This window comes from Sphingomonas phyllosphaerae 5.2 (genome assembly GCF_000419605.1).
GTDB lineage: Bacteria > Pseudomonadota > Alphaproteobacteria > Sphingomonadales > Sphingomonadaceae > Sphingomonas > Sphingomonas phyllosphaerae_B.
In genome coordinates this window covers 2825223-2843560 of sequence record NZ_ATTI01000001.1, presented here as the reverse complement: position 1 = coordinate 2843560, position 18338 = coordinate 2825223, and the positions used below count along the sequence as shown (strand labels likewise).

The following is an 18338-nucleotide window of genomic DNA, read 5'->3' as shown; positions in this document are numbered from 1 at the left end:
ATGCCGGTTTATCGACCCCACCTCTTTGGGGTCGACCCGATCTGAAAGCCGATGTGGATGCCGAACCACTGGAGCTGGATGAACCGCACCGGGCCTTCTCCGCCGGGATTTAACGTCTCGGCATTGGTGCCCTCCATGCGCTCGATATGGATCGTGCCCCAATCGTACCAGGGCTCGACTGCGCCGACGATGCGGGCCAGCAGTTTGGGAGCGGGCGACGCCGCCCCCTTGGTTGCAGGCAAGGTCATGCCTTCGCTTCCGTCTTCTGGCGACGCTTGGGCGCCGGATAGCGGGCGAGATCCTCGTCCACCATGGTCTGCCACTCGGGTCGGTGGACGGAGGCCCACTCTCGCTTGCCGATAAGGTCCTGCTTTCGAGCCGCATCGCACTTGCGCGTCGTCGGGGTCCGCAAAGCTTCTTCGGTCGCGTGCCGCAGATCGGCTTCGGCCCGGTCGCGCTCAATCTTCGTGGCCTTTTTGCGCTCCCCGCCGTCCTGGCGATCAAGGTGACAGGCGAGCAGGTCCCGACTGTTGGCTAGGGCTGCAGCATCTCGCGCCACCACCCAGCGACGAAACGCGTCGTAGAACCATTCCTGACGGGGAGTGACGGGAGTGATGTGCACGCGAAGGTTGTTGCGAGGCAGCTTGTCATCAATCCCGGCCATGTGGAGGGCAAGCCGGTGTTCGTGGCTGTCCGGCTCCGTCTGCGCGAGCTGGTACGCCTTCTCGCGATACGAGGCTGCGAGCCGCGCGAGCGTGGCGTTCTTCAGATCTTCCTCGCGCGGGTCGGGGATCGCAATGCCACGTCGGATCGCGCGAACGTTGCCGCTCCGAGCGATACGGGCGGCCGCGGGGATTGGAGGGCTGCCGTTCATGCCAGCGCTCCCGTGGCTACAATACGGCTCACATCGGCGGCAATTTCTTTATGCCAGTCGTTCCCCTCGTTCATGCGGTTGGCGAGGATAAAAGCCATCTTGGCGTCCAGGTCGCTCGCCGTCGAAACTGGATGCGCGGCGACCGCCTCCTCCGCGTAGGCGTACGCGTCGCCCATTGCGTCATTGGCATCGATCTCCGCCCTGTGGCGGGACGTACCCTTGGCGGCTTCGACAACATTTCGGTGATGCCAATCGAGCCGTTCGCGCTTTTGGTTCGCGTCCGCGATCAGGGCCGCAAGATCAGCGCTGATGCCAGCTGCCGGCGCAGGCGCGGCGGTGGTGGCGATGGTCGATGCGGCAACAGTCGCGAAGGCGAGGCTGGCGCCGCCGATGAGGGCGCGGCGAGAGGGGGTGTTTGCCATGTCAGCAGCCCTCCTGCACGGTCAGATAAGAATGGATAGCGCGTCGGTGGTTCATTGGCCCGCGGGACTGGTCGATGTTATAAAGCGCTACGATCGGCAGGATGCGCGTTCCGTCATTGCTCGGCGCCTCGCCATGTTCGTCCAGCACGTCGCCAGCGGGATCGTCGTCTTCGAGGTCGCAGTCACTATCGAGGCGATCAAGCCGAGCGATCAGCGAGTCGACGCGCGCCAGATGTGTCTCAATTTCAGCGCTCAGGCACCGGCGGAGGTGCTGGAAAGCGGGTGCGCACGTCGGCGCACCCGTGATACGGGCGTGGTCAGCCATGTTCGTTCCTCTAGAACGGTTGTGGTCAGAGCCGGCGCGAGGGTCCTAAGCCTTGCGCTGGCTCGTCGTTTTAGATATCCGTTAACTATGACGGACGCAATACCCGATATCCAAAAAAAGAGGGGTCGCCCTGCGGTCGGATCGACGGGGGTGATGGTGAAGCTACCGCCTGAAGAGCTAAGCCTACTCGACGCCTGGATTGCCGCACACGAGCCGATGAGCCGGCCCGAGGCGATGCGCCGGATCCTCAAGCTGGTGGCATTGCGCGTGCCGCGTGACTGAAGCCGAGTGTGCGGCGGCCGGCTGATGACAACCTTGCTCACCCCGCAAGAGGCGGCGAAACGGCTTCTCATCTCCGAGCGCACCCTCCGCGATCTGAAGCGCACCGGCGCGATCAGCTACGTCGCCGTAAGCGCGCGTCGCATCGCTTATCGGGAAGAGGACTTGGCAGAGTTCATCGAGTCTCGCGTCCGGCAGGAAGCGCCAGTCCAGCCAAAGCCTAGCTCGGGACCCAAGTTCAGCGAGATCCTCGCTCGCAAAGCGGCTCGACGCGCTGGTGACAAGCCCCTTGGCTTTTTGGAGGCGCAGGCCGAGCGCAAGGCATCGCGGAAAAAGTGAGTGCGCTCGACCGCATTAAGCAACTCCCGGACTGGCCCGCCCGCATGACGGCGCCGGTCGCCGCGGCATACATGGGTATCAGCGCCAGCACGTTCCTGACGCGCTTCAGGGCTCAGGGCGTGCGCGAGGGGGCAAACCTGCTGTGGGCACGCGTGCAACTCGACCGGATTATAGAGGAGCAGTTCGGCTTGGCGGCTGCAAGGCAGACGTCAGCCTGTCGTGACACGAGCTGGAACGATTTCGACTGACGGAGGCGCCCGCCTGACCGCGACCGTTCTCGTAATGTTCTTGCGAATCACGCGGGCCTTGGCGTAGCCTGCGCTTCCGCCGATCGACGGCGCACCGACATCGAAGGAGCCTTGGCATGGAGCACGACCTCCTGCTGCGTGCGGCTGCGCGCGCGATCTACGACGCCTGCTACCCGAGTGACGAATGGGCGCCAGTCGGCTTTAGCGAGGCTGAGCGATGCGGGACGGTTCACTACCGGCAGGCAGTCGACGCGGCGCTTCAGGCGCGTGCGGTGTTGGCGGTACGCGGCGAGCAGTTGCCGCTGCTAGCGCTTGCGTAGCCCGCGAATGTGGTTGGTGATCCGAAGACCCTGTACGACCTGCGGAAGATAGAGGCCTCGCTCCGGGTCACGTGCCGCGTGTGCAAAACCGTAAAGGTGCACGATCTGGAGGCGGTGATTACGTCACGCAGCTTTCACCGGCAGACGATGGACTGGCCCACGGCTCGGCAGGAATTTGTTTGCCACCAGTGCGCCGTAGGCGAGGACCGCGACGTGAGGGTCGACGCAGTGCCGTTCGGTCGGAACGATCGCGAGCTACGAGAGCAGCGAGCCAGGACGTTAGTGATGAACCTGGCGCTGCTTGTGCTGAAAGACGCCGCCCAACGCGCGGTGCAGGAGGACGTGTGCACGCCGGCTGTTCGGCTGGCCTTGCGTGTGTTGCGTCCCTGCTTGGCGAGTTCAGACCTGCTGACGACATACTGGACCGCGGCGAAGGAGAGCGTCGGCAAGCCATGGGGCGGGGCTCAGCAGGCGCACCGCTGGCTCGTCGCCGAACTGGTAAAGCGGCAGCATGCGGTTTGGGCGGAGTTTAGATAATGCGGTCCGCTCGCGACGAGCCGTTGTGCAATAAGCGCCGCCTCACTAGCACATCCGATTCAGGGGGATCCTGATGGTAGACAGTCTGAGTCGTTGGTGCTTGTTTTGCGACCTGGAGGTGCACGCGTCAGCCGAAAAGGCACCGCAGCCAGATATTAAGGACTATGTTGCTGACCTATCCGCGTTGGTCGAGGAGGGTGAGGCGAAGCGCGTCTATGAAAAAGAAAGTAGGGTCGCTCGAATAGCCAAATGTCGCGTTGTCGACATCGATGATGAAACACCTGGCTTGGCCCTTTTAATCACACTGGGAGACCGTCGCGGATCTGATCCAAGCTTTGTTCATTTCGAAGATGGAACAGCGAGAAACCCGGACAAGCTGCCTGGAGAGGTTAAAGGTGCGAGCGCGCATGTTGTCATATCCCTGATTGAGGACATGGAGGCGCGGGGAAGGTACAGGATGTTGATCGAGGAGACTCGCGGCATTGGCCGAACACCCGTAAGTCGCCTACTTGCAAGTGTATTCAAAGAACTTGCAGAAAAGCGGGGTGACCAGTTCAAAAATCCTGCAACAGGCCGGATGAATGCGTACCGTCCGATTGTTGAGGTCCACCCGCGGCAATCCCAAGAAATGACGCGCGCATTAGATCGTGGCAAGTTCCTGCCGGTCGAACTACTTGACACTAGCCCTGTTCCGAGTTTTGACGAAAATCCTGAGTATCAAGTCCGACGCCACCTTCTTTCCGTTAAGGTAACCCCTGCTCCCGGAAGAACTTTCAGGCAAGCCGCAAATGACTTGGCGTTGAAGGCTGCGGGTGCAGGTTATGATCGCATGCGAGTTAATTGGCGAATGCCAGGTGAGATGAGGGGCGGAACGTCGGAGATGTCTACAGATATTGCTGATCTCGGAACGGCTATGTTTGCACATCGTGAACTAATCGAGATCGAAGCGTCGATGGCCGATTGTGCGACTGAGCTAAACGACGATTTTATCCGAGCGATGTGCGCCAAGTTCGTGTAAGACAGATACTTGAACTATGATGCTTCTGGCCCCCCTGCGATATTGGCGTGTGCGCCACCCTATAAAGTGGATGTGGGACTATGCCCTTCCAATTACCGGGTCTATCCTTCTGACCAGCATCCTTCTTTTTTGGCCTCAGATACCCTCTCCATTCGCAGAAAAGGGCTTTCTGGCAGGCCTGCAAAATCTGTACGCGATTCTTGGGGGCTTTTTCGTTGCGGCCCTGACGTTGCTGTCCACCGCGGAAACCGCGGCTCTCTTGCAGCCGCTAAGCGGCAACCCCGCGCCGCGCTTTTCCGCAGAGCGCGTACCGCTTGAGCGGCGACGGTTTCTTTGCCTACTCTTCGGCTATTTGGCGTTTACAGCATTCGCGCTTTATGCTGTTGGATTGCTAGCGCAGCTTCTTGCTCCAGGAGCGCGCTCTTTCCTTCCTACTTACTTGAAAGCGTGGGTTAGTGGAGCATTCCTTTTCGCTTACAATTTCTGGCTTAGCCATGTCTTCGTTTCGACTCTGGTAGGCCTCTACTATTTTACGGACCGCTTGCAGAGGCCAGACATCGTAGTGACACAGAGCGACGCTCATCCAGCTGAGTGAAAAAGCCGCTTGCAACCAATCGTATGAACGCGGTGTCCGTCGAGGGCTGGCAGGAAAGAATCGACCCATGTGCAACCGCTACCGCATGACCGAGGCGCAGATCGCGCTGGCCGCCCGCTACGGCGTCGCCTCCCCTTTCCCGCCCGATCTCACGATCCCGCCGCCTGAGCTGTTCCCGGACAAACCGGCGTACGTCGTTCGTCAGGAGAACGGCGCCCGCGCGCTCGACGTCATGGCGTGGGGCTTCCCGCACAAGGTGCCGGGCAAGCGAATCGACAAGGCGACGGGCAAGCCGGTGCTGCTCGACAAGCGCGTGACGAACGTCCGCAACTACACCTCGCCGTTCTGGCGATCGGCGCTGATGAACCCGGAGCGGCGCTGCCTGGTGCCGTTCACCAGCTTCAGCGAATACGGCCAGGCGCGCGGCGCTAACGGAAAGCTGCCGCTGCACTGGTTCGACGTGCCCAGCCGGCCGATCGTCAGCTTCGCGGGTGTGTGGAGGCCGGTCGAGAACGGTGCGGTTTTCGCCTTCCTGACGACCGACCCGAACCCGCTGGTAGCGCCGATCCACCCGAAGGCCATGCCGGTGCTGCTCGACGAAGAAGACGAGGAGCGCTGGCTTACGTGCCCGTTCGACGACGCCGTCGCGCTGGCTAAGCCATACCCGTCGCAGCTGATGTCGGCGTCGCAGGATGCGTCACCGTCTGCTGGCGCGGGTTCCCTCTTCGACTAGTGGCGTGACATCTGGCAGCCGTAACGTCAAACGGCGTCCGCGATCGCTTCGTACCCTTTCGCCGTGATGATCCACGCTCTGTTTGGAGCCGGCCCCTCGATCTCCTTCACATAGCCGGCAGCGGCGAGGCGGTCATATCGGGCAGCACCGTCCGAGGCACCTGCTTCCACCTCCACACCGCTCTCAGCCGCCTTGATGTCCGAAATTTCTCGGGGGGAAAGGTCTGACATTTGATACTCCTGTTGGAAGGAAGCACGGCAGCTATCCATTCTGCCGGCATCCCACAACGGGTGCGCCAGACCGACCCGGGTCAGGTCGGCGCGCGCTCACACCGCGGCGATGACAGCCGGCGGGATCTATTTGTTTCCACACCTTGTCCGACCAACGTTTGAACACCCTGCTCTCGACCCCGCCTGCCGAGACGGTGGTCAGCTCGACGAACCCACCGACGCCGGCGCCCTCGTCACCTTCGTTCCACTCGCTCTTTCGAGCCGCCTCTGCGACGATTCGACCATCGCGGATAAGATCGAACGATCGCGCGTCGCGCAGGTCAGCGTCTCGGCCGAGCGCTTCGTTGATGGCGCCGAAGTTCGAATAGGCCTGCACATGCCGCGGCTGGCCGGGCGCGAGCCCCTGACGCACGGCTTGCCCACCTGAGTGCGCCACCCAGACCGAGGGACCGACTTCCGGTGCAAACACCGCCGCGCACAGCAGAAGCTCGGGCGACGGCGCGTTCGGCTCGTGGCGTAGCTGCCAGTCCAGCACGTCGAACGCCAGCTCGCCCAAGCCGCGGACGAGGTCACGACCGCTGGTGAACCCGGACCCACGCGCCATGATCGCGATGTGTTCGGGATGGGTCCAGCCCTCGTAGGAGATGGCGGCATTCCACTCGGGGAAGACGGCGACCTTGGACTCGATCGCAGTTACCTTGCCAGTGGCGTCGTAGCTCGCGCCGTCGCTGATGATGTGCGCCGCAGCGCCTTGCGTGGTTCCGATCAGCAGGGTCATAGGATCAGTGCTCCAGCACGCTTCATTGCTCCGTATGCGGAGACGCGAGCGGGGCGCTCGGTACGCAGCGAAGCGAGTGTGGTTTCAGATCTGGCGCCCGGCGCAGTTGCAGCGGTAATGGCGCTGCCCGCGACGTAAGCGGCGTACGTGGTCGGGCCGCCCAGCGCTGCCCCGGCGTTCATGAGCCCCTGCTTGAAGCCGTCGCCGCCCTTGATGACGAGGCCGGACAGTGGACCGTAGAAGGTGTTGAGGACCGAGCCGATGGTCTTTGCCATTCGTCAGCGCTCCCCCTTGATAGCTGCGGATACCGCCTGCCCGACGAGCTGCGTCACCGCCTTGCGCTCTCGCGCCACAGCCGGGCGCATGTACGGCCTTTCTGGCAGCTTGCTGTTCCCGAACTCTTGGCTGCTCGCGTAGGGCGCGTTGGACGAGACGGTGACACGAAGCGGATTGTCCGGGTCTCGCGCCGTCTCAATGTTGTTGGCCAGCACGCCGGTGTCGTTGTTCGGGGGAGAGCCCGGAGCGCTGGGCAGGTGGGCCTTGCCGCTGACGGCGCCCTCGGTGATGCTGATTTGCGCTGCGACCTGGATACGCTCCCCGGCGGCGTAGAGAGCGCGGCCAACTGACTCCATCGCTGCGGGGCTGGTCAGGCGCTTGAGGCGCGCGGCGTGGCTCTTGCCACCTGTGATCTTCGGCATTCAGGCCTCCTCAGCTTCGTTGGTGGCGGGCGTGCCAGGAGCTCCGAAACGGAGGCGCCAGCCGGCTTGCTGTGCTTCGGTGAAGAACCTTTCGCGCTCAACGGCCGGCACGTACGCGGCTTCTGGTGGATAGGCTGCGGCGATGCGCTCGATCTCGGCTGGTTGGCTCGCGAGCATCAGCTTGGCACCCGCCGGATGCGGAGCCAGAAGAGCGACCCGTTGCCGGCAGCCCCCGTCTCAGCCTCGACGCCAGGCGTGCGGTAGATCGATCCACCCACCTGGCCCGGCGTCCAGCGCCATGTCGCGCTGTTCCAGTTCAGGCCGGCGCCTTCGGGGATAGCGGCATCAGCGATCGCAGCGATCACGCCCTCGGTAAGCACCGGGCAGTTATCGTAGTCGTCCCAGGCATCGTAGCTGGTGGTGGTCAGCCGAGGCGGGAGCGCGATGCCGACGAACTCGCCGCCCAGCAACGGGCTGCAAATCTGCTTGCCGGCTCGCTGGACCGCGCAGCTGCCATAGACGCTCTGCACCGCGGTGTAGGTCTGCGCGTCCCACTCATCCATCGAGCGCTTCATGCCCGGGTAGGCGATGGCCTGCGTAGCCGTGTAGATCATCTGACGCGGCATCAGCTTGTCCCGAGCATGAGCGGTGAGGGGGTGCCGGCGCCTGCACGACCAAGAAACAGGCGCCGGCCATCGACCGCGGAGAAGCGAGTGCGGCCGATGATCTGAAAGGGGCTGCTGGAACGGCCCGAGGGGCTGACCAGCGCCTCAAAGCCGTCCAGCAGCAGCCGGGCGGAGAAAGACCCGGCTATCTCAACGAGCGGCATAAGCCCGCTCCAGTTCGGCAAACCCGGTCGACAGTGCCACTACGGCGCCGTCGGCGTGATGCGGAGGCCAGACATGCGCCCTGCCAATCGGCTGCGCTGTCACGTCGAGGGCGGGGATCTGCATGCGCGTAAGGCGCGGCACATGCTCGCCACGGTGCATGAACATCGGGGTGCATCCACGAACGACCGCCTCGGCGCTCACCAGCTGCTCACCGGCAGAGTCGCGGTTCGACCGCTCGATTGCCGCATCGTTTGCGACGACGCGCTTCAGCAAGCCAGTGATCTGGTCGACTAGCTGCGGCCACGTTTCGCGCAGTTCGGACACGAGCTGGTCGCGCTCCGCAAGCGTCCCTGCACGGAACTCAGCGGCGCGCCGGCGGCGTTCCGAGTTCAGCAACTCCGCGTGCCGCTGCTCGAGAATACTCCTCTTTCCTGCCAATCGGGTGGCGCGGGCGGCGAGCTTCGCAGCATCGGCCGCGGCTTGCTCGGCAGCGTCCTCGCCAGTTGAAAGGGCCGTCGAAATGGTGGTGAGGCGGTCGCGCTCCCGCTCGGTTGCGGTGATGCGCTCGCCGATTTCGCTGATCAGGTCCGACACGGTGGCCGCGCGTGCATTGTCCGCGAGGGCCGCGGCGATCCGGTCGTCTAAGGGCTTTGCCATCTTCGTTCTCCTGGTAGCGCCGTAATCGGGGCCGTTGATGGTGGGGGTTGGTGCTAGCCGCGGCGCCAGGCGTTGAGGTCGCCACTCCGCTGGTAGGCAGCGTGTTCACGCGCGCGGAGGGCCGCGGACTCGACGTCAGCGACCGGGTTCGATCGGGCAGCATCCGCAGCGAAGCGCTTGTGCAGGACGGCGTTCGCCATCTCATCGGTCCACGTTCCGCGCTGGCCTTCAGGCTTGTGCGCCTCTCCGGCATCAAACACGCTTTTGGCGTAGGCGGCGATGCTCTTGCCTTCAGGAGAAGACGCGAAGGTGCGCTGAGCATTGGTGAGCTGCTGTGCGGCCGGTGCGGCATCGCACATCATGAGGTCAAAGCTGAGGTAGTCGCCGGGCCGGACGAATGCCTGGCGCACATTGTAGCCGCTGCGAAGGCCGGTGGCGTCTAGCGCCTCGCTCTCAGGGACGGTCTTGCCGTCTGAAACCCGATAGCATTGCATAGCCTTCTCCCGATCGGCCGGGCGGAACGCGGGCCGATGAGCAAGATAGCTGGCTAGACTGGGATGCTTACCGCCGTCAGATCGGCGGTAGGTGCTCGGTTCGCCGCACGCCTCGCCCGCACCGCCGCGGCTCGATCAGCGCGCAGCTGCTCACGCCCTTCCTCCAGGATCCACCTGCGAATGCATCGCCAGTTGCAGCGGTAGTGCTCCTCGATCTCCCGATCCCAGCCCGTCTCCAGGTATCGTTCGCGAAAGTCGCGGGGCTTCGGGCGACGGGGCTTTATCAGGCCGGTCTCGTTGCGCGGCGAGGTGCGGACGGGCATGCCACGATGGCTATGCCGCCTCGTGTAAGCTGCTTACCGCCGTTAGTCGCACTCTGCAAAGGCGCGGAGACGGGCCATCATAGCCGCCCCGCGCCCAACATCAGTCTGCCTCAAAAAGATGATAGTTGGCGTTCACGAGCTCGCCGGCCGCACCTCCAGGCATAAACATTACGCGCAGGGTCGTATTTCCGCTCTCCCATTCGCTCCCCACAGTGCTCGTGGACACTCTTCCAAGACCATACCCGTGCGGAACTTGGACCAAGAACTCGTCCGGTTTCGCGGGCGCGGCGTCATCAGGAACGAAGGTCACGGTGTATCGCCCATGCTCAACGCTAAGCCGCTCGCCAGCTGCCAAAATCACCGATCCCGATGCGATATGCTTCATACTTGCAACCCTTCTCTGACCAACCATCGATGTATCATATATGGTTCGTGGCCTGCATCCATGAGGGATGGTCACCGCCAATGAGCCGATCAGAGAGATGGCAGAGGGGCAAATACTCTCTTCGCGGTCAGGCGCGATCGCTGTCACCTGCGCTAACGCCGTTAACCGCGAGAGTTTCTCCCACCCATCCGGGCGACCGATGCAGCGCGTCCGCGATCCCGGCGATGGTAGAACCTTCCCGGGCCCATCGGCGTGCTAGGTTCTCGTCCGAGAAATCACCGGTGCCGAGAAACGCATCGATATTGTAGCGCGGCCGCTCGGGCTCCATCAGCTCGGTCAGGCACCACACCAGCCCGTCCATGCGATCGGGCGAGCCGCCGCCCTGGAAGCCTGACGTCGTCGTCATCGTCATTTGGTCCTCGAGGTCCGAGAACGTGCCGACGTGATGCGCCTTGCCCTGCTCATACAGCGCTGCCACCGGCTCGGCGCGCACAGCCTTGCCGCGGCTGGCGGTCACCAGCTTCACGGGCAGGTTCGGTGCCGCCGATCGAAGCACGGCCTCGACCATTGCCCCACCGAAGTTGCGCTCGGCGACCACACGATCGGCGCCGTATCGCTCAGCCGCCGAGGCGACCACGCGAGCCCAGCCATCGGGGGACAGGCGGCAAGACAGGTCAGCCAGGATGTACGCGTGCCCGTCCTTCGCGCGGCCGGCGACGACGATGCCCTGAGAGTCGCCAGTCGATCCATCAGAGCCCGACGGATCAACGCCAATGACAACACGCGTCAGGGCAGGGGCCGTGGCCACACGCAGGCTGTCGATGCCCGGCATGGTGCGCCCGTCATCCGCTTCCCGGTCGGACAGCGACCACAGCGCGCCAGGTGCCTCCGCGAGGTACTTACCGTCGCGGAAGCGCTGACGCTGGCGATCGGGCAAGCCGTCTAGCTCAGCATGGTACTCGGCCGGCAGGTGCGGATTGTCTTTCGGGTTGAGCACCACATGAGCCCGGCTCTCAGGCTCCAGCGGCAAGCCGTTCTCAGGACGCACCTGCTCCACGAACTCGCGATAGGTCCAGTGCCCGCGGCCGGTCGGGTTGAGGTCGTAATAGGCCTTGAGGTTCAGCGCCCTGCCGTCGAGCTTCTGCGATGCCTGCGCCAAGCGGGTGCGGAGTGTCGTGATCGTCTCGTAGGCTACCTGGCTCGCCTCGTTCACGTAGATGGTCGCGAACTCCTTGCCGAGCACCTTGTCGACCCGCTCCTTGTCATCTAGCCCACTGAACCAGACCTCCGCACCGCCCGGCAGGATCGCGAACTGATCGGTCTTGTTGATGTCGAACGGCACACCCGGAAACGCCAGCCTCATCATCTTCGGCCACGTGTCGAGCATGATGGACTGGCGAACATCGACATTGTGAAGCCGGGCGACCAGGTGCCGGCTGTTTGGTGCCATCAGGGCGCGGCTGGCGATGCAGTAGCAGAAGCCGAACGTCTTGCCTGAGCGCGATCCGCCATAGGCGAGCACGTGGCGGGCAGGGCTCGATGCCGCGGTCAGTAGCTCGGCCTGCTTGTCGGTCAGCTCAAAGGTCGGCGGCTGGGCCTTGGATGGTGATGGCGACGGCATGCAGGTTCTCGCTCCGGGTGCGCTCGATGTACTTTTCGGGACGATGGGCCTTCAGCAGGATCTCCATCATACGATCGGAATATTCGCGGTATGTGCCGGTGACCGCGCCCTGGTAGACGATCGGCTTGTCCACGCCCTCGACAGCGCGGCGCCAAGCTTCCTTCTCCAACCCGTCGACCGCTTCCTCCAGCGCGCCCTTCCAAGCTTCAGCGAAGGCCTTGTCGTCCTCGCGCCACTGATAGGCGGTCTGCCGGCATATCCCTGCGGCTCTGCATGCAGCAGTAACGTTGCAGGCGTTGGCAAGGGTGGCGAGGAACGTCTCGCGAGCTTCATCGGTGCGGACTGTTAGACGACCTAGCGACATGCCTAGACAGGTAAGCGTCTAGGTGCTCCAGCTTACCGCCGTCAGTTGGCCAGGCGTGCCATCAGGTTGCGGACTGAAGAGGCGTGCCACCGGTAACCACGAGGCGTGCGGACTCCCTCGGCGTTCAACGCCGCGGCGATCGCGCCAAGCGAGGTTAGGCCCTCTCTGCGCAGGCGGGCGAGAACCGGACGCAATCGCTCAGCATGGTTGTTGGCGTTGCGTTGCGCGGCTTCCATGGCTGCCGTGTTGCCCCTAGCGGCCCGCAGGAGGGCAGCAGCTCCGTTTGGGTTGCCCAGCTTAGTCCCACGCGCCTTTGCCGCTGCAAGGGCCTCCCTGGTGCGCTGAGAGATGGCCTCGCGCTCCTGCTGCGCCACCAGTGCCATGATCCCGACCGTCAGACTGTTGGCGTCCGGCATGTCAGCCGCCACGAAGTCGACGCCGCTGTCTCTCAGCGTAAGCAGGAACGCTGCGTTGCGGCTCAGTCGGTCAAGCTTGGCGATGACCAGCTTGGCGCCAGTGATCTGCGCATGCGCGATTGCCTTGGTGAGTTCCTGCCGGTCATCACGCTTGCCGCTTTCAACTTCAGTGAAGGGCGGGGCGATGATCTCCCAACCCTTCGTTGTGCAAAGGCCCTCAACGGCCGTTCGCTGAGCATCGAGCCCAAGCCCAGATGCACCCTGCTTCGCGGTTGAAACGCGGTAGTAAGCCACGGCCCGGGTCATCGTTCTGCCCTCGTACAATATCGCCTAACGCTCATTACGTGACATTGTACGGGCTGGCAAGGTGCGAGCAGCCGGTGTTGGGTTGCCGGGGAGTGGTCGCCTGCTCGCGCGCGCGAACCGTCCAGACTGTCCAGAAGGCAGATTCCACCATCTTCCTGCTCACCCCTGGTTTGCGCGGTCTCTCAATCATGGATGGGGCGAGTCCCCCTAAGGGGACGTCCCGCCCTATCTATGATAGGTGTGTGTCAGCGCACGTCGGCGCATGTCAGCGCGGGTAGTCGGCGCACGTCAGCGCAACCAGTCAGCGCGCGGTCGGCGCAGAGGTCGGCGCACTAGTCAGCGCGCTCCATCAGACCTTCCACTGCCTTTCGATCGCGCTTCCAAGGCAGTGTCGCGCGCTCGATTGAGGAGGTTCGAAACAGGCGGTCCATCGCTGCTTCAAGGCGGCCGGCGCCGATACCTTTCGCCTCTGGCATCAAGGCGAATTCCTTAGGAGCATAGGTGCGACTGGCCTTCGCGTCGGAAACCGGCCGGCGCTGCTCGTTACGTAGCTTGAGGCAGGCGAGAAAAACCTCGTTGTCGTGGTTGTGCTTAGCGACCTCGGCATACTCACGCGCAAGATCGTTCCCGAGATCCTCGTCGCGGACGAATGCCCATTCGTGCCAGCGGAATGCGACTTCCTCACCCTTCTTACCTAGATTGGCCTTGGCCTTCCGCAGGACACGGGTATCCATGTCGTTGAGCTCAGGATCACCCCAGCCAAGGAACCAGCGCTGGCGGACGTGTGCCGACCAGCCCAGGTTGCCCGAGTATTCGGAGCCGACCGCCTTCGCAGGGTGACCGAGCAGAAGCACCGCGGCGTCGCATTGCAGCGCGAGCTTGTCGACTGCGGCAAGGAACCCAACGACCTGCCGCCTCACGATCTCGTTGCCGGGGAAAAGGTGCGCGATGTTGTCCAACACGATCAGGCCGGCGCTGATGCTCTCGGCTCGCCTGGCAATCGCATGGAACATGGGCCCAGGCTGGAACGTCCCGGCCTCATCGAAGTCGCCGAGCTGCGCAGCGACATGCCCCGCCAGCGTGGACAGCATGGCGGGCGCACAATCGAGTGGCAGGCCGAGGGCTTTGTTGATTGCGCGTTGCCGCTGCCACAACGACAGCTCGTCATCCTCGCACGTGATGTACATCGCGCCCACATGCGTGACGTCCAAGCCGAGAAACGGCCTCCCCGCGGCAACGCATGTGGCGAGCTGCTGTGCGAGCAGGGACTTGCCGATGCCGTCCTCACCGAACAACGCGCCACCCGTTGCGCGAGCAAGCCAACCGTCAACGATCCAGCGCCGGGCGGGAGGGATGCGACCAACCCACGCATTTGTGTCAACGATCGGCAGGATCCAATCCGCGCCGTCTTCCGAGCCGGCCTGCGCGCGCTTGCTGCTCGGTCGGCGCCCTTCATACGCCTCGATCGGCGGGCTTGGCGGCATGTCGAAGTCGTCATCGTATTGCGGAGCATTCATGCGCATCGCTCCCCAAGCCGGGACCGCTTGGCAGCACGGAGACGCTGCCGCTGCAAATTGACGGCCGCGATCGCGCGGCGCTGAACCTCGCGCGTTTGGCGCTCAGCGATCCAGAAGATGGTGGCCGAGGCTAAGGGGTCACGCGACATGACGCACCTCCGCTACCGTGATCACGGGCAGACGTCGCGGCTTGCTGAGGGCACGCCGTACCGAGATGGCGAGCAGAGCATCACCGCACTCGATCAAGCTGAAGCTTCGAAGCCAGGCTAGATCTGGGGCGTGCCAGTCGAGCACGACGCCGCCATGCGCATCGGCGCGAAGCCAATCGAGGGGCGTGGCATGTAGTGTCAGCTTGTCCGCGTCCCAGCGGGACCCGAGGCACGTGTCAGCATTGAGCAGCCAACCTAAGCCGCTCACCAGCCCCCAGCGCGCCGGTTCGCCCACTCGCCAGGCGACAAGATCTATCAAGCCGCATCCTTCGACTACGGGCTGGATCACGTGCGGCTTGCCCTCGCCGGCGTTGAAGCGGTTGGATCGTTCGACCTCGCCGCAGAGCACGCCGAAGGGCGGATACGCTGAGCCAAGCCGGGCGATGGTGGCCGGGGTCACCCCCGCGGCACGCAACCTATCCAAGTGCGGTTGGCGCACGTTTTTGACGGCTGAAGCGTAAAGCCTCTCCAGGTCCGCGCCGGTCATCGGCTTGCATCCACATGATGGTTGATGGTATAGCCGAAGATGTAGCCGGCAAGCTCACATCTAACGGCCTTCGCGTCCAAAGCGCGGGGGCCGTTTGGCTTCATGTGCCCACCGGCGTCGTCAGCTGGATCAATTGATCGAACGGAATCGACTGCCGGCCGCCGTAGCGAACTGGTCGAAGCTCGCCCTTCTTGATCATTCGATAGATCGTCGCACGATCTCGCTGCAGGACGGTCGCCGCATCAGCAATGCTGACAGCGAGCGGTCGGCTTAAAAGATGCTGATCATTTGCCATATGTCGCACCTTGCGGCTGCGCGTCGCTCCGAGTTACCGCCGTCATCTGACGTCAGATCAGGCAACGTCTGAACTGAACGCCTTCTCGAGTTCGCTTTTGCGAAAAAAGAGGCGGCGACCTTTGCGGATCACGGGCAGATGGCCTTGCTCGGTCATATGGTAGATCGCCCGCGGCTTGACCCCGATGAACGCGGCAGCGGCGATAGCGCCGGGGAGAAGGTCTTCACTCAGCATTCCATCTTCTCCGCTTAAGACTAAGTTTGATCCTCGTCTTGCTAGACCTGCCGCCACGTTCGTGCAAGAAGGAATTGTAAACCTCGTCTAAGGTGGCCTGTGGCGGTTGAGTTCTCGTATTCCGATGTTGAAGGTGCTCTAGCCAAGCTGAACCGGGTGGCTACGGACAAGCGCATCGCGTTCCGAGCGCGCCTGAAGCACCTGCAGCGGCAAGGCTTCCCGGCGGGCGTGAACACAGGCACTGGGCGCCGAGCAGCCTATTCCGTCGCCAGCCTACTGCAACTTGCCTTGGCAACCGAGCTGACTCAGGCGGGAATGGCTCCGAAGCGTGTCGTGCGCATCATCGAAGGAAATTGGTGGCAGATAGCGCGAGCGTTCTTAGTTGCGATGAGCCCCGTTGACTACTTAAACACCTGGGAAGTTCCGCCAGAGACGAACAAGCTCTCTTTAGTCTTAAACCCTGAGGCGCTTCGAGACCTAAGTGAGGAAGGTGAAGGTGAGTTCGATTACTACGAATCGATCGCAGTAATAACTGCCGACGGCTTGGGCTTGGCGCTTGGTAGTCACAGGGAAAATCCACCGTCAGTCGGAGAAACGTGGAGGAACCTGATTATCAACATTCACGACCTCTCATCCGTATTGATCGGCCTCGTAAGGGATGTTCGACCCGATTTAAGTCGCTCTGATATAATCCTCTCGTTCGAGGATTATATTCGTGAGAAGCAGCGTGAATTTCAGGAGGCCGCTGCCTCGATAGAAAAGGTTTTTGGGCGGTGACAGCGATCCGCAAGCGCACCTGGACGACGCCTTCCGGCGAGCAGAAGACGGCATGGCTGGTCGACTACCGCGACAGCGCTGGTAAGCGCCGGGCGAAGCAGTTCACCCGTAAGCGGGATGCTGAGGCATGGAGCACCCAAGCCGCCTGGGAGGTCAGCAAGGGCGTCCACACCGCGGACAGCCAGAGCATCACCGTCGGGCAGGCAGCCGACATCTGGGTCCGAGCAGCCGAGTCGAAGGACCGCGAGCGCTCTACGATCAAGCAGTATCGCGAATGGGTGGAGCTGCACATCAAGCCGCTTATCGGCGACAAGAAGCTCTCCCAGCTTTCCATGCCGTCCGTTGAAACGTTCAAAGACGCGCTCCTTGAGACGCGATCGCCGGCGATGGCGGGCAAGGTCGTGCGAGGGCTGTCCAGCATCATCACGGAGGCGCAGCGACGGGGCCTGGTGGCGCAGAACGTTGCCAAGGGCGTGAAGGTTGTCCGATCGCGCCGGGATCGGGGCAGGGTGACCATCCCGAGTCGCGAGGACGTGCGCGCTCTGCTCACGGCGGCTGCCGCCGATGAGAAGCTTCCGGGCCTCTATCCTATGCTGCTGACGGTCGCTCTTTCCGGCCTGCGCTCATCCGAGATACGTGGGCTCCGTCGAGAGGACGTCGACCTGAAGCGTGGCGAGATCCACGTCACGCAGCGGGCAGACCAGTGGGGCACGATCGGTCCGCCGAAGTCGGAGGCCGGCACGAGGACGATCCCGATCCCGCCGGTGCTCGTCACCGAGCTGCGGAAGTGGATGCTGCGGGCACCGCACTCAGAGGCAGGTCTGCTGTTTCCGAATAGCGAGGGCGGGGTGCGGTTGCACTCCAACCTGCTCAACCGGGAATACTGGCCATTGCAGGTAAAGGCAGGGCTGGTGCGGCCGGCTGTTGCGAAGTCTGGCAGTGATGAGCCGGGCAGCCGTGCTCGATACGATTTCCATGCCCTGCGACACTATGCCGCGAGCGCTTGGATAAAGCAGCGTATCGACCTCAAGCGGCTGACGACTTGGCTTGGCCATTCAAGCGTGCAAATTACCCTCGACACCTACGGCCATTTGATCCGCGACGACATTGGCGACGCAGCAGTCGCGGCGGCGACGGCGAACGAGCTATTAGCTTAAACGACGGGGTCATTATTATCCGCGCTTTAGCTCGGTAAAGCTGCCAAAATTTTCGAGCTCGATTCGTACATCGCTCCTATAAAGTCCGCCACCCCGAAGTAATATCGCTGCGTTTCGAGCTCCAGCGTGCTAATGTTCTTATCCGCTGAAGGCGCGAAAAAGGGAATTTGAGCCAAGCCTCTGTCTACTAGGCCGCCATGCTTAATGGCATTGTTTACTCGGCGGCACTCATCTGCATCTGCAAAGGAATCCAAGGTTTCAAGCTCAAGGCCGCACTCTAGGAACGATGCCCGAATATCGGGCCATCGATGGCTTCGAGCATCCGCTAGGCCTAATAATCCTCGTGGTTTAGATAGGCCATCGTTTAGATTCTTTTCTGCAAAGGCCCAACAAGCTATGATCGTGACCTCGTCAGCGTAGCGAGCGATTGCTTCAACCTCAAGTTCTCCTCCTATGATGGTGTTGCGTTCGCGCGAGAGTGCAAGGCTAAATTGCTCGTAAAGTTCGTCATCATCTTCGTTGGGCGGTGTCCAAGACTTGATGGCGGCTGCATGCTCATCAAGATGCTTGTTCCTGCTCTCCACATTGTAATACGCCGCTTGATTAAACAAGGCTAAATTTTCCAACTCCCAGAAGGCGGCAGCCCAAGCGTCTGAGAAGGGCCGTACCATGTCCATCATTCTACGATCCAACGGCACATCGCCGTTATGCACCATCGGCCATTGCATCTGAGATAGGATACGTTCACGCATATCAGGTCCTTGGTCATCGCTACGCCGCATGCTGAGTGCGACATGGAAGCAACAAGAGGCTAATAAGGCAAGGACCTAAGCGACGTTCGTGCGGAATCATAATCCGCGTGTCGGGGGT

Annotated in this window: 29 protein-coding genes; 9 read left to right on the top strand and 20 right to left on the bottom strand. The window is 62.6% G+C overall.

Annotation, left to right across the window (positions count from 1 at the left end; genetic code table 11):
- Window positions 1–8 precede the first annotated feature (8 nt).
- Genes SPHPHY_RS0113420 through SPHPHY_RS0113410 form a run of 3 tightly spaced genes read right to left on the bottom strand, consistent with a single transcriptional unit; the run spans window position 9 to window position 1296 of the window.
- The gene (locus SPHPHY_RS0113420) at window positions 9–248 is read right to left on the bottom strand and encodes a hypothetical protein (RefSeq protein WP_022687203.1); all 240 of its coding nucleotides are present in this window, start codon (window positions 246–248) and stop codon (window positions 9–11) included.
- On the bottom strand, window positions 245–874 hold the full coding sequence (locus SPHPHY_RS0113415; protein WP_022687202.1) for a hypothetical protein: 630 nt from the start codon (window positions 872–874) through the stop codon (window positions 245–247). The genes SPHPHY_RS0113420 and SPHPHY_RS0113415 overlap by 4 nt, the downstream gene beginning before the upstream one ends.
- Window positions 871–1296 carry a hypothetical protein gene (locus SPHPHY_RS0113410; protein ID WP_022687201.1) on the bottom strand — a complete coding sequence of 142 codons (426 nt, stop codon included), beginning with the start codon at window positions 1294–1296 and terminating at the stop codon, window positions 871–873. Before SPHPHY_RS0113410 ends, SPHPHY_RS0113415 begins: the two co-directional genes overlap by 4 nt.
- Between SPHPHY_RS0113410 and SPHPHY_RS0113405 the strand changes: the two genes are divergently transcribed.
- From SPHPHY_RS0113405 to SPHPHY_RS0113375, 7 genes are all read left to right on the top strand, one after another.
- Window positions 1295–1903, top strand: coding sequence for a hypothetical protein (locus tag SPHPHY_RS0113405; protein WP_022687200.1), 609 nt, complete (start codon window positions 1295–1297; stop codon window positions 1901–1903). The two genes, SPHPHY_RS0113410 and SPHPHY_RS0113405, sit on opposite strands and share 2 nt — an antisense overlap.
- A gap of 24 nt (window positions 1904–1927) precedes the next feature.
- On the top strand, window positions 1928–2239 hold the full coding sequence (locus SPHPHY_RS20180; protein WP_156025101.1) for a helix-turn-helix domain-containing protein: 312 nt from the start codon (window positions 1928–1930) through the stop codon (window positions 2237–2239).
- Window positions 2236–2487 carry a hypothetical protein gene (locus tag SPHPHY_RS0113395; RefSeq protein ID WP_022687198.1) on the top strand — a complete coding sequence of 84 codons (252 nt, stop codon included), beginning with the start codon at window positions 2236–2238 and terminating at the stop codon, window positions 2485–2487. The genes SPHPHY_RS20180 and SPHPHY_RS0113395 overlap by 4 nt, the downstream gene beginning before the upstream one ends.
- Before the next feature lie 116 nt (window positions 2488–2603).
- Window positions 2604–2807, top strand: a complete 204-nt coding sequence (locus SPHPHY_RS0113390; RefSeq protein ID WP_022687197.1) for a hypothetical protein — start codon at window positions 2604–2606, stop codon at window positions 2805–2807.
- Between the two features lie 285 nt (window positions 2808–3092).
- Window positions 3093–3344, top strand: a complete 252-nt coding sequence (locus tag SPHPHY_RS22065) for a hypothetical protein (protein ID WP_156025100.1) — start codon at window positions 3093–3095, stop codon at window positions 3342–3344.
- Between the two features lie 73 nt (window positions 3345–3417).
- A complete protein-coding gene (locus SPHPHY_RS22060; protein WP_156025099.1) occupies window positions 3418–4362 on the top strand; it encodes a hypothetical protein in 945 nt (314 codons plus the stop codon).
- Window positions 4363–5024: 662 nt separating this feature from the next.
- On the top strand, window positions 5025–5690 hold the full coding sequence (locus tag SPHPHY_RS0113375; protein ID WP_022687194.1) for an SOS response-associated peptidase: 666 nt from the start codon (window positions 5025–5027) through the stop codon (window positions 5688–5690).
- Between the two features lie 26 nt (window positions 5691–5716).
- On the opposite strand, the gene SPHPHY_RS0113370 is transcribed toward SPHPHY_RS0113375, so the two are convergent.
- From SPHPHY_RS0113370 to SPHPHY_RS21450, 16 genes are all read right to left on the bottom strand, one after another.
- Window positions 5717–5920, bottom strand: coding sequence for a hypothetical protein (locus SPHPHY_RS0113370; protein WP_022687193.1), 204 nt, complete (start codon window positions 5918–5920; stop codon window positions 5717–5719).
- Between the two features lie 31 nt (window positions 5921–5951).
- Window positions 5952–6698 carry a hypothetical protein gene (locus tag SPHPHY_RS0113365; protein WP_022687192.1) on the bottom strand — a complete coding sequence of 249 codons (747 nt, stop codon included), beginning with the start codon at window positions 6696–6698 and terminating at the stop codon, window positions 5952–5954.
- The gene (locus tag SPHPHY_RS0113360; RefSeq protein ID WP_022687191.1) at window positions 6695–6973 is read right to left on the bottom strand and encodes a hypothetical protein; all 279 of its coding nucleotides are present in this window, start codon (window positions 6971–6973) and stop codon (window positions 6695–6697) included. Before SPHPHY_RS0113360 ends, SPHPHY_RS0113365 begins: the two co-directional genes overlap by 4 nt.
- Before the next feature lie 3 nt (window positions 6974–6976).
- Window positions 6977–7396, bottom strand: coding sequence for an HK97-gp10 family putative phage morphogenesis protein (locus tag SPHPHY_RS0113355; protein ID WP_022687190.1), 420 nt, complete (start codon window positions 7394–7396; stop codon window positions 6977–6979).
- Window positions 7397–7573, bottom strand: a complete 177-nt coding sequence (locus SPHPHY_RS22055) for a hypothetical protein (protein WP_022687189.1) — start codon at window positions 7571–7573, stop codon at window positions 7397–7399. It lies immediately after the preceding gene.
- Window positions 7573–8022, bottom strand: coding sequence for a structural cement protein Gp24 (locus SPHPHY_RS0113345; RefSeq protein ID WP_022687188.1), 450 nt, complete (start codon window positions 8020–8022; stop codon window positions 7573–7575). The genes SPHPHY_RS22055 and SPHPHY_RS0113345 overlap by 1 nt, the downstream gene beginning before the upstream one ends.
- 189 nt (window positions 8023–8211) lie before the next feature.
- On the bottom strand, window positions 8212–8883 hold the full coding sequence (locus SPHPHY_RS0113335) for a hypothetical protein (protein WP_022687186.1): 672 nt from the start codon (window positions 8881–8883) through the stop codon (window positions 8212–8214).
- A 53-nt stretch (window positions 8884–8936) separates the two neighbouring features.
- On the bottom strand, window positions 8937–9377 hold the full coding sequence (locus SPHPHY_RS0113330; RefSeq protein ID WP_022687185.1) for a hypothetical protein: 441 nt from the start codon (window positions 9375–9377) through the stop codon (window positions 8937–8939).
- A gap of 423 nt (window positions 9378–9800) precedes the next feature.
- On the bottom strand, window positions 9801–10085 hold the full coding sequence (locus SPHPHY_RS0113320) for a hypothetical protein (RefSeq protein ID WP_022687183.1): 285 nt from the start codon (window positions 10083–10085) through the stop codon (window positions 9801–9803).
- Window positions 10086–10212: 127 nt separating this feature from the next.
- Window positions 10213–11706 carry a phage terminase large subunit gene (locus tag SPHPHY_RS20175; RefSeq protein WP_022687182.1) on the bottom strand — a complete coding sequence of 498 codons (1494 nt, stop codon included), beginning with the start codon at window positions 11704–11706 and terminating at the stop codon, window positions 10213–10215.
- On the bottom strand, window positions 11663–12070 hold the full coding sequence (locus SPHPHY_RS20170) for a hypothetical protein (RefSeq protein ID WP_022687181.1): 408 nt from the start codon (window positions 12068–12070) through the stop codon (window positions 11663–11665). Before SPHPHY_RS20170 ends, SPHPHY_RS20175 begins: the two co-directional genes overlap by 44 nt.
- Window positions 12071–12111: 41 nt before the next feature.
- Entirely contained in the window at window positions 12112–12792 is a 681-nt protein-coding gene (locus SPHPHY_RS0113305) for a recombinase family protein (RefSeq protein WP_022687180.1), read from the bottom strand.
- A 332-nt stretch (window positions 12793–13124) separates the two neighbouring features.
- The gene (locus SPHPHY_RS0113300; RefSeq protein WP_196802168.1) at window positions 13125–14309 is read right to left on the bottom strand and encodes an AAA family ATPase; all 1185 of its coding nucleotides are present in this window, start codon (window positions 14307–14309) and stop codon (window positions 13125–13127) included.
- A gap of 138 nt (window positions 14310–14447) precedes the next feature.
- The gene (locus SPHPHY_RS0113295) at window positions 14448–15005 is read right to left on the bottom strand and encodes a hypothetical protein (RefSeq protein WP_022687178.1); all 558 of its coding nucleotides are present in this window, start codon (window positions 15003–15005) and stop codon (window positions 14448–14450) included.
- Between the two features lie 100 nt (window positions 15006–15105).
- On the bottom strand, window positions 15106–15300 hold the full coding sequence (locus SPHPHY_RS21455; RefSeq protein ID WP_081645308.1) for a helix-turn-helix domain-containing protein: 195 nt from the start codon (window positions 15298–15300) through the stop codon (window positions 15106–15108).
- 57 nt (window positions 15301–15357) lie between these two features.
- Window positions 15358–15534 (bottom strand): helix-turn-helix domain-containing protein, encoded by a 177-nt coding sequence (locus SPHPHY_RS21450; protein WP_022687176.1) that lies wholly within the window; start codon window positions 15532–15534, stop codon window positions 15358–15360.
- 99 nt (window positions 15535–15633) lie between these two features.
- Between SPHPHY_RS21450 and SPHPHY_RS0113280 the strand changes: the two genes are divergently transcribed.
- Together SPHPHY_RS0113280 and SPHPHY_RS0113275 are read left to right on the top strand one after the other, a co-directional pair.
- On the top strand, window positions 15634–16311 hold the full coding sequence (locus SPHPHY_RS0113280) for a hypothetical protein (protein ID WP_022687175.1): 678 nt from the start codon (window positions 15634–15636) through the stop codon (window positions 16309–16311).
- A complete protein-coding gene (locus SPHPHY_RS0113275; protein WP_022687174.1) occupies window positions 16308–17468 on the top strand; it encodes a tyrosine-type recombinase/integrase in 1161 nt (386 codons plus the stop codon). The genes SPHPHY_RS0113280 and SPHPHY_RS0113275 overlap by 4 nt, the downstream gene beginning before the upstream one ends.
- A 26-nt stretch (window positions 17469–17494) precedes the next feature.
- Here SPHPHY_RS0113275 and SPHPHY_RS22050 read toward each other — a convergent pair whose 3' ends face one another.
- Window positions 17495–18220, bottom strand: coding sequence for a hypothetical protein (locus SPHPHY_RS22050; RefSeq protein ID WP_156025098.1), 726 nt, complete (start codon window positions 18218–18220; stop codon window positions 17495–17497).
- Window positions 18221–18338 lie beyond the last annotated feature (118 nt).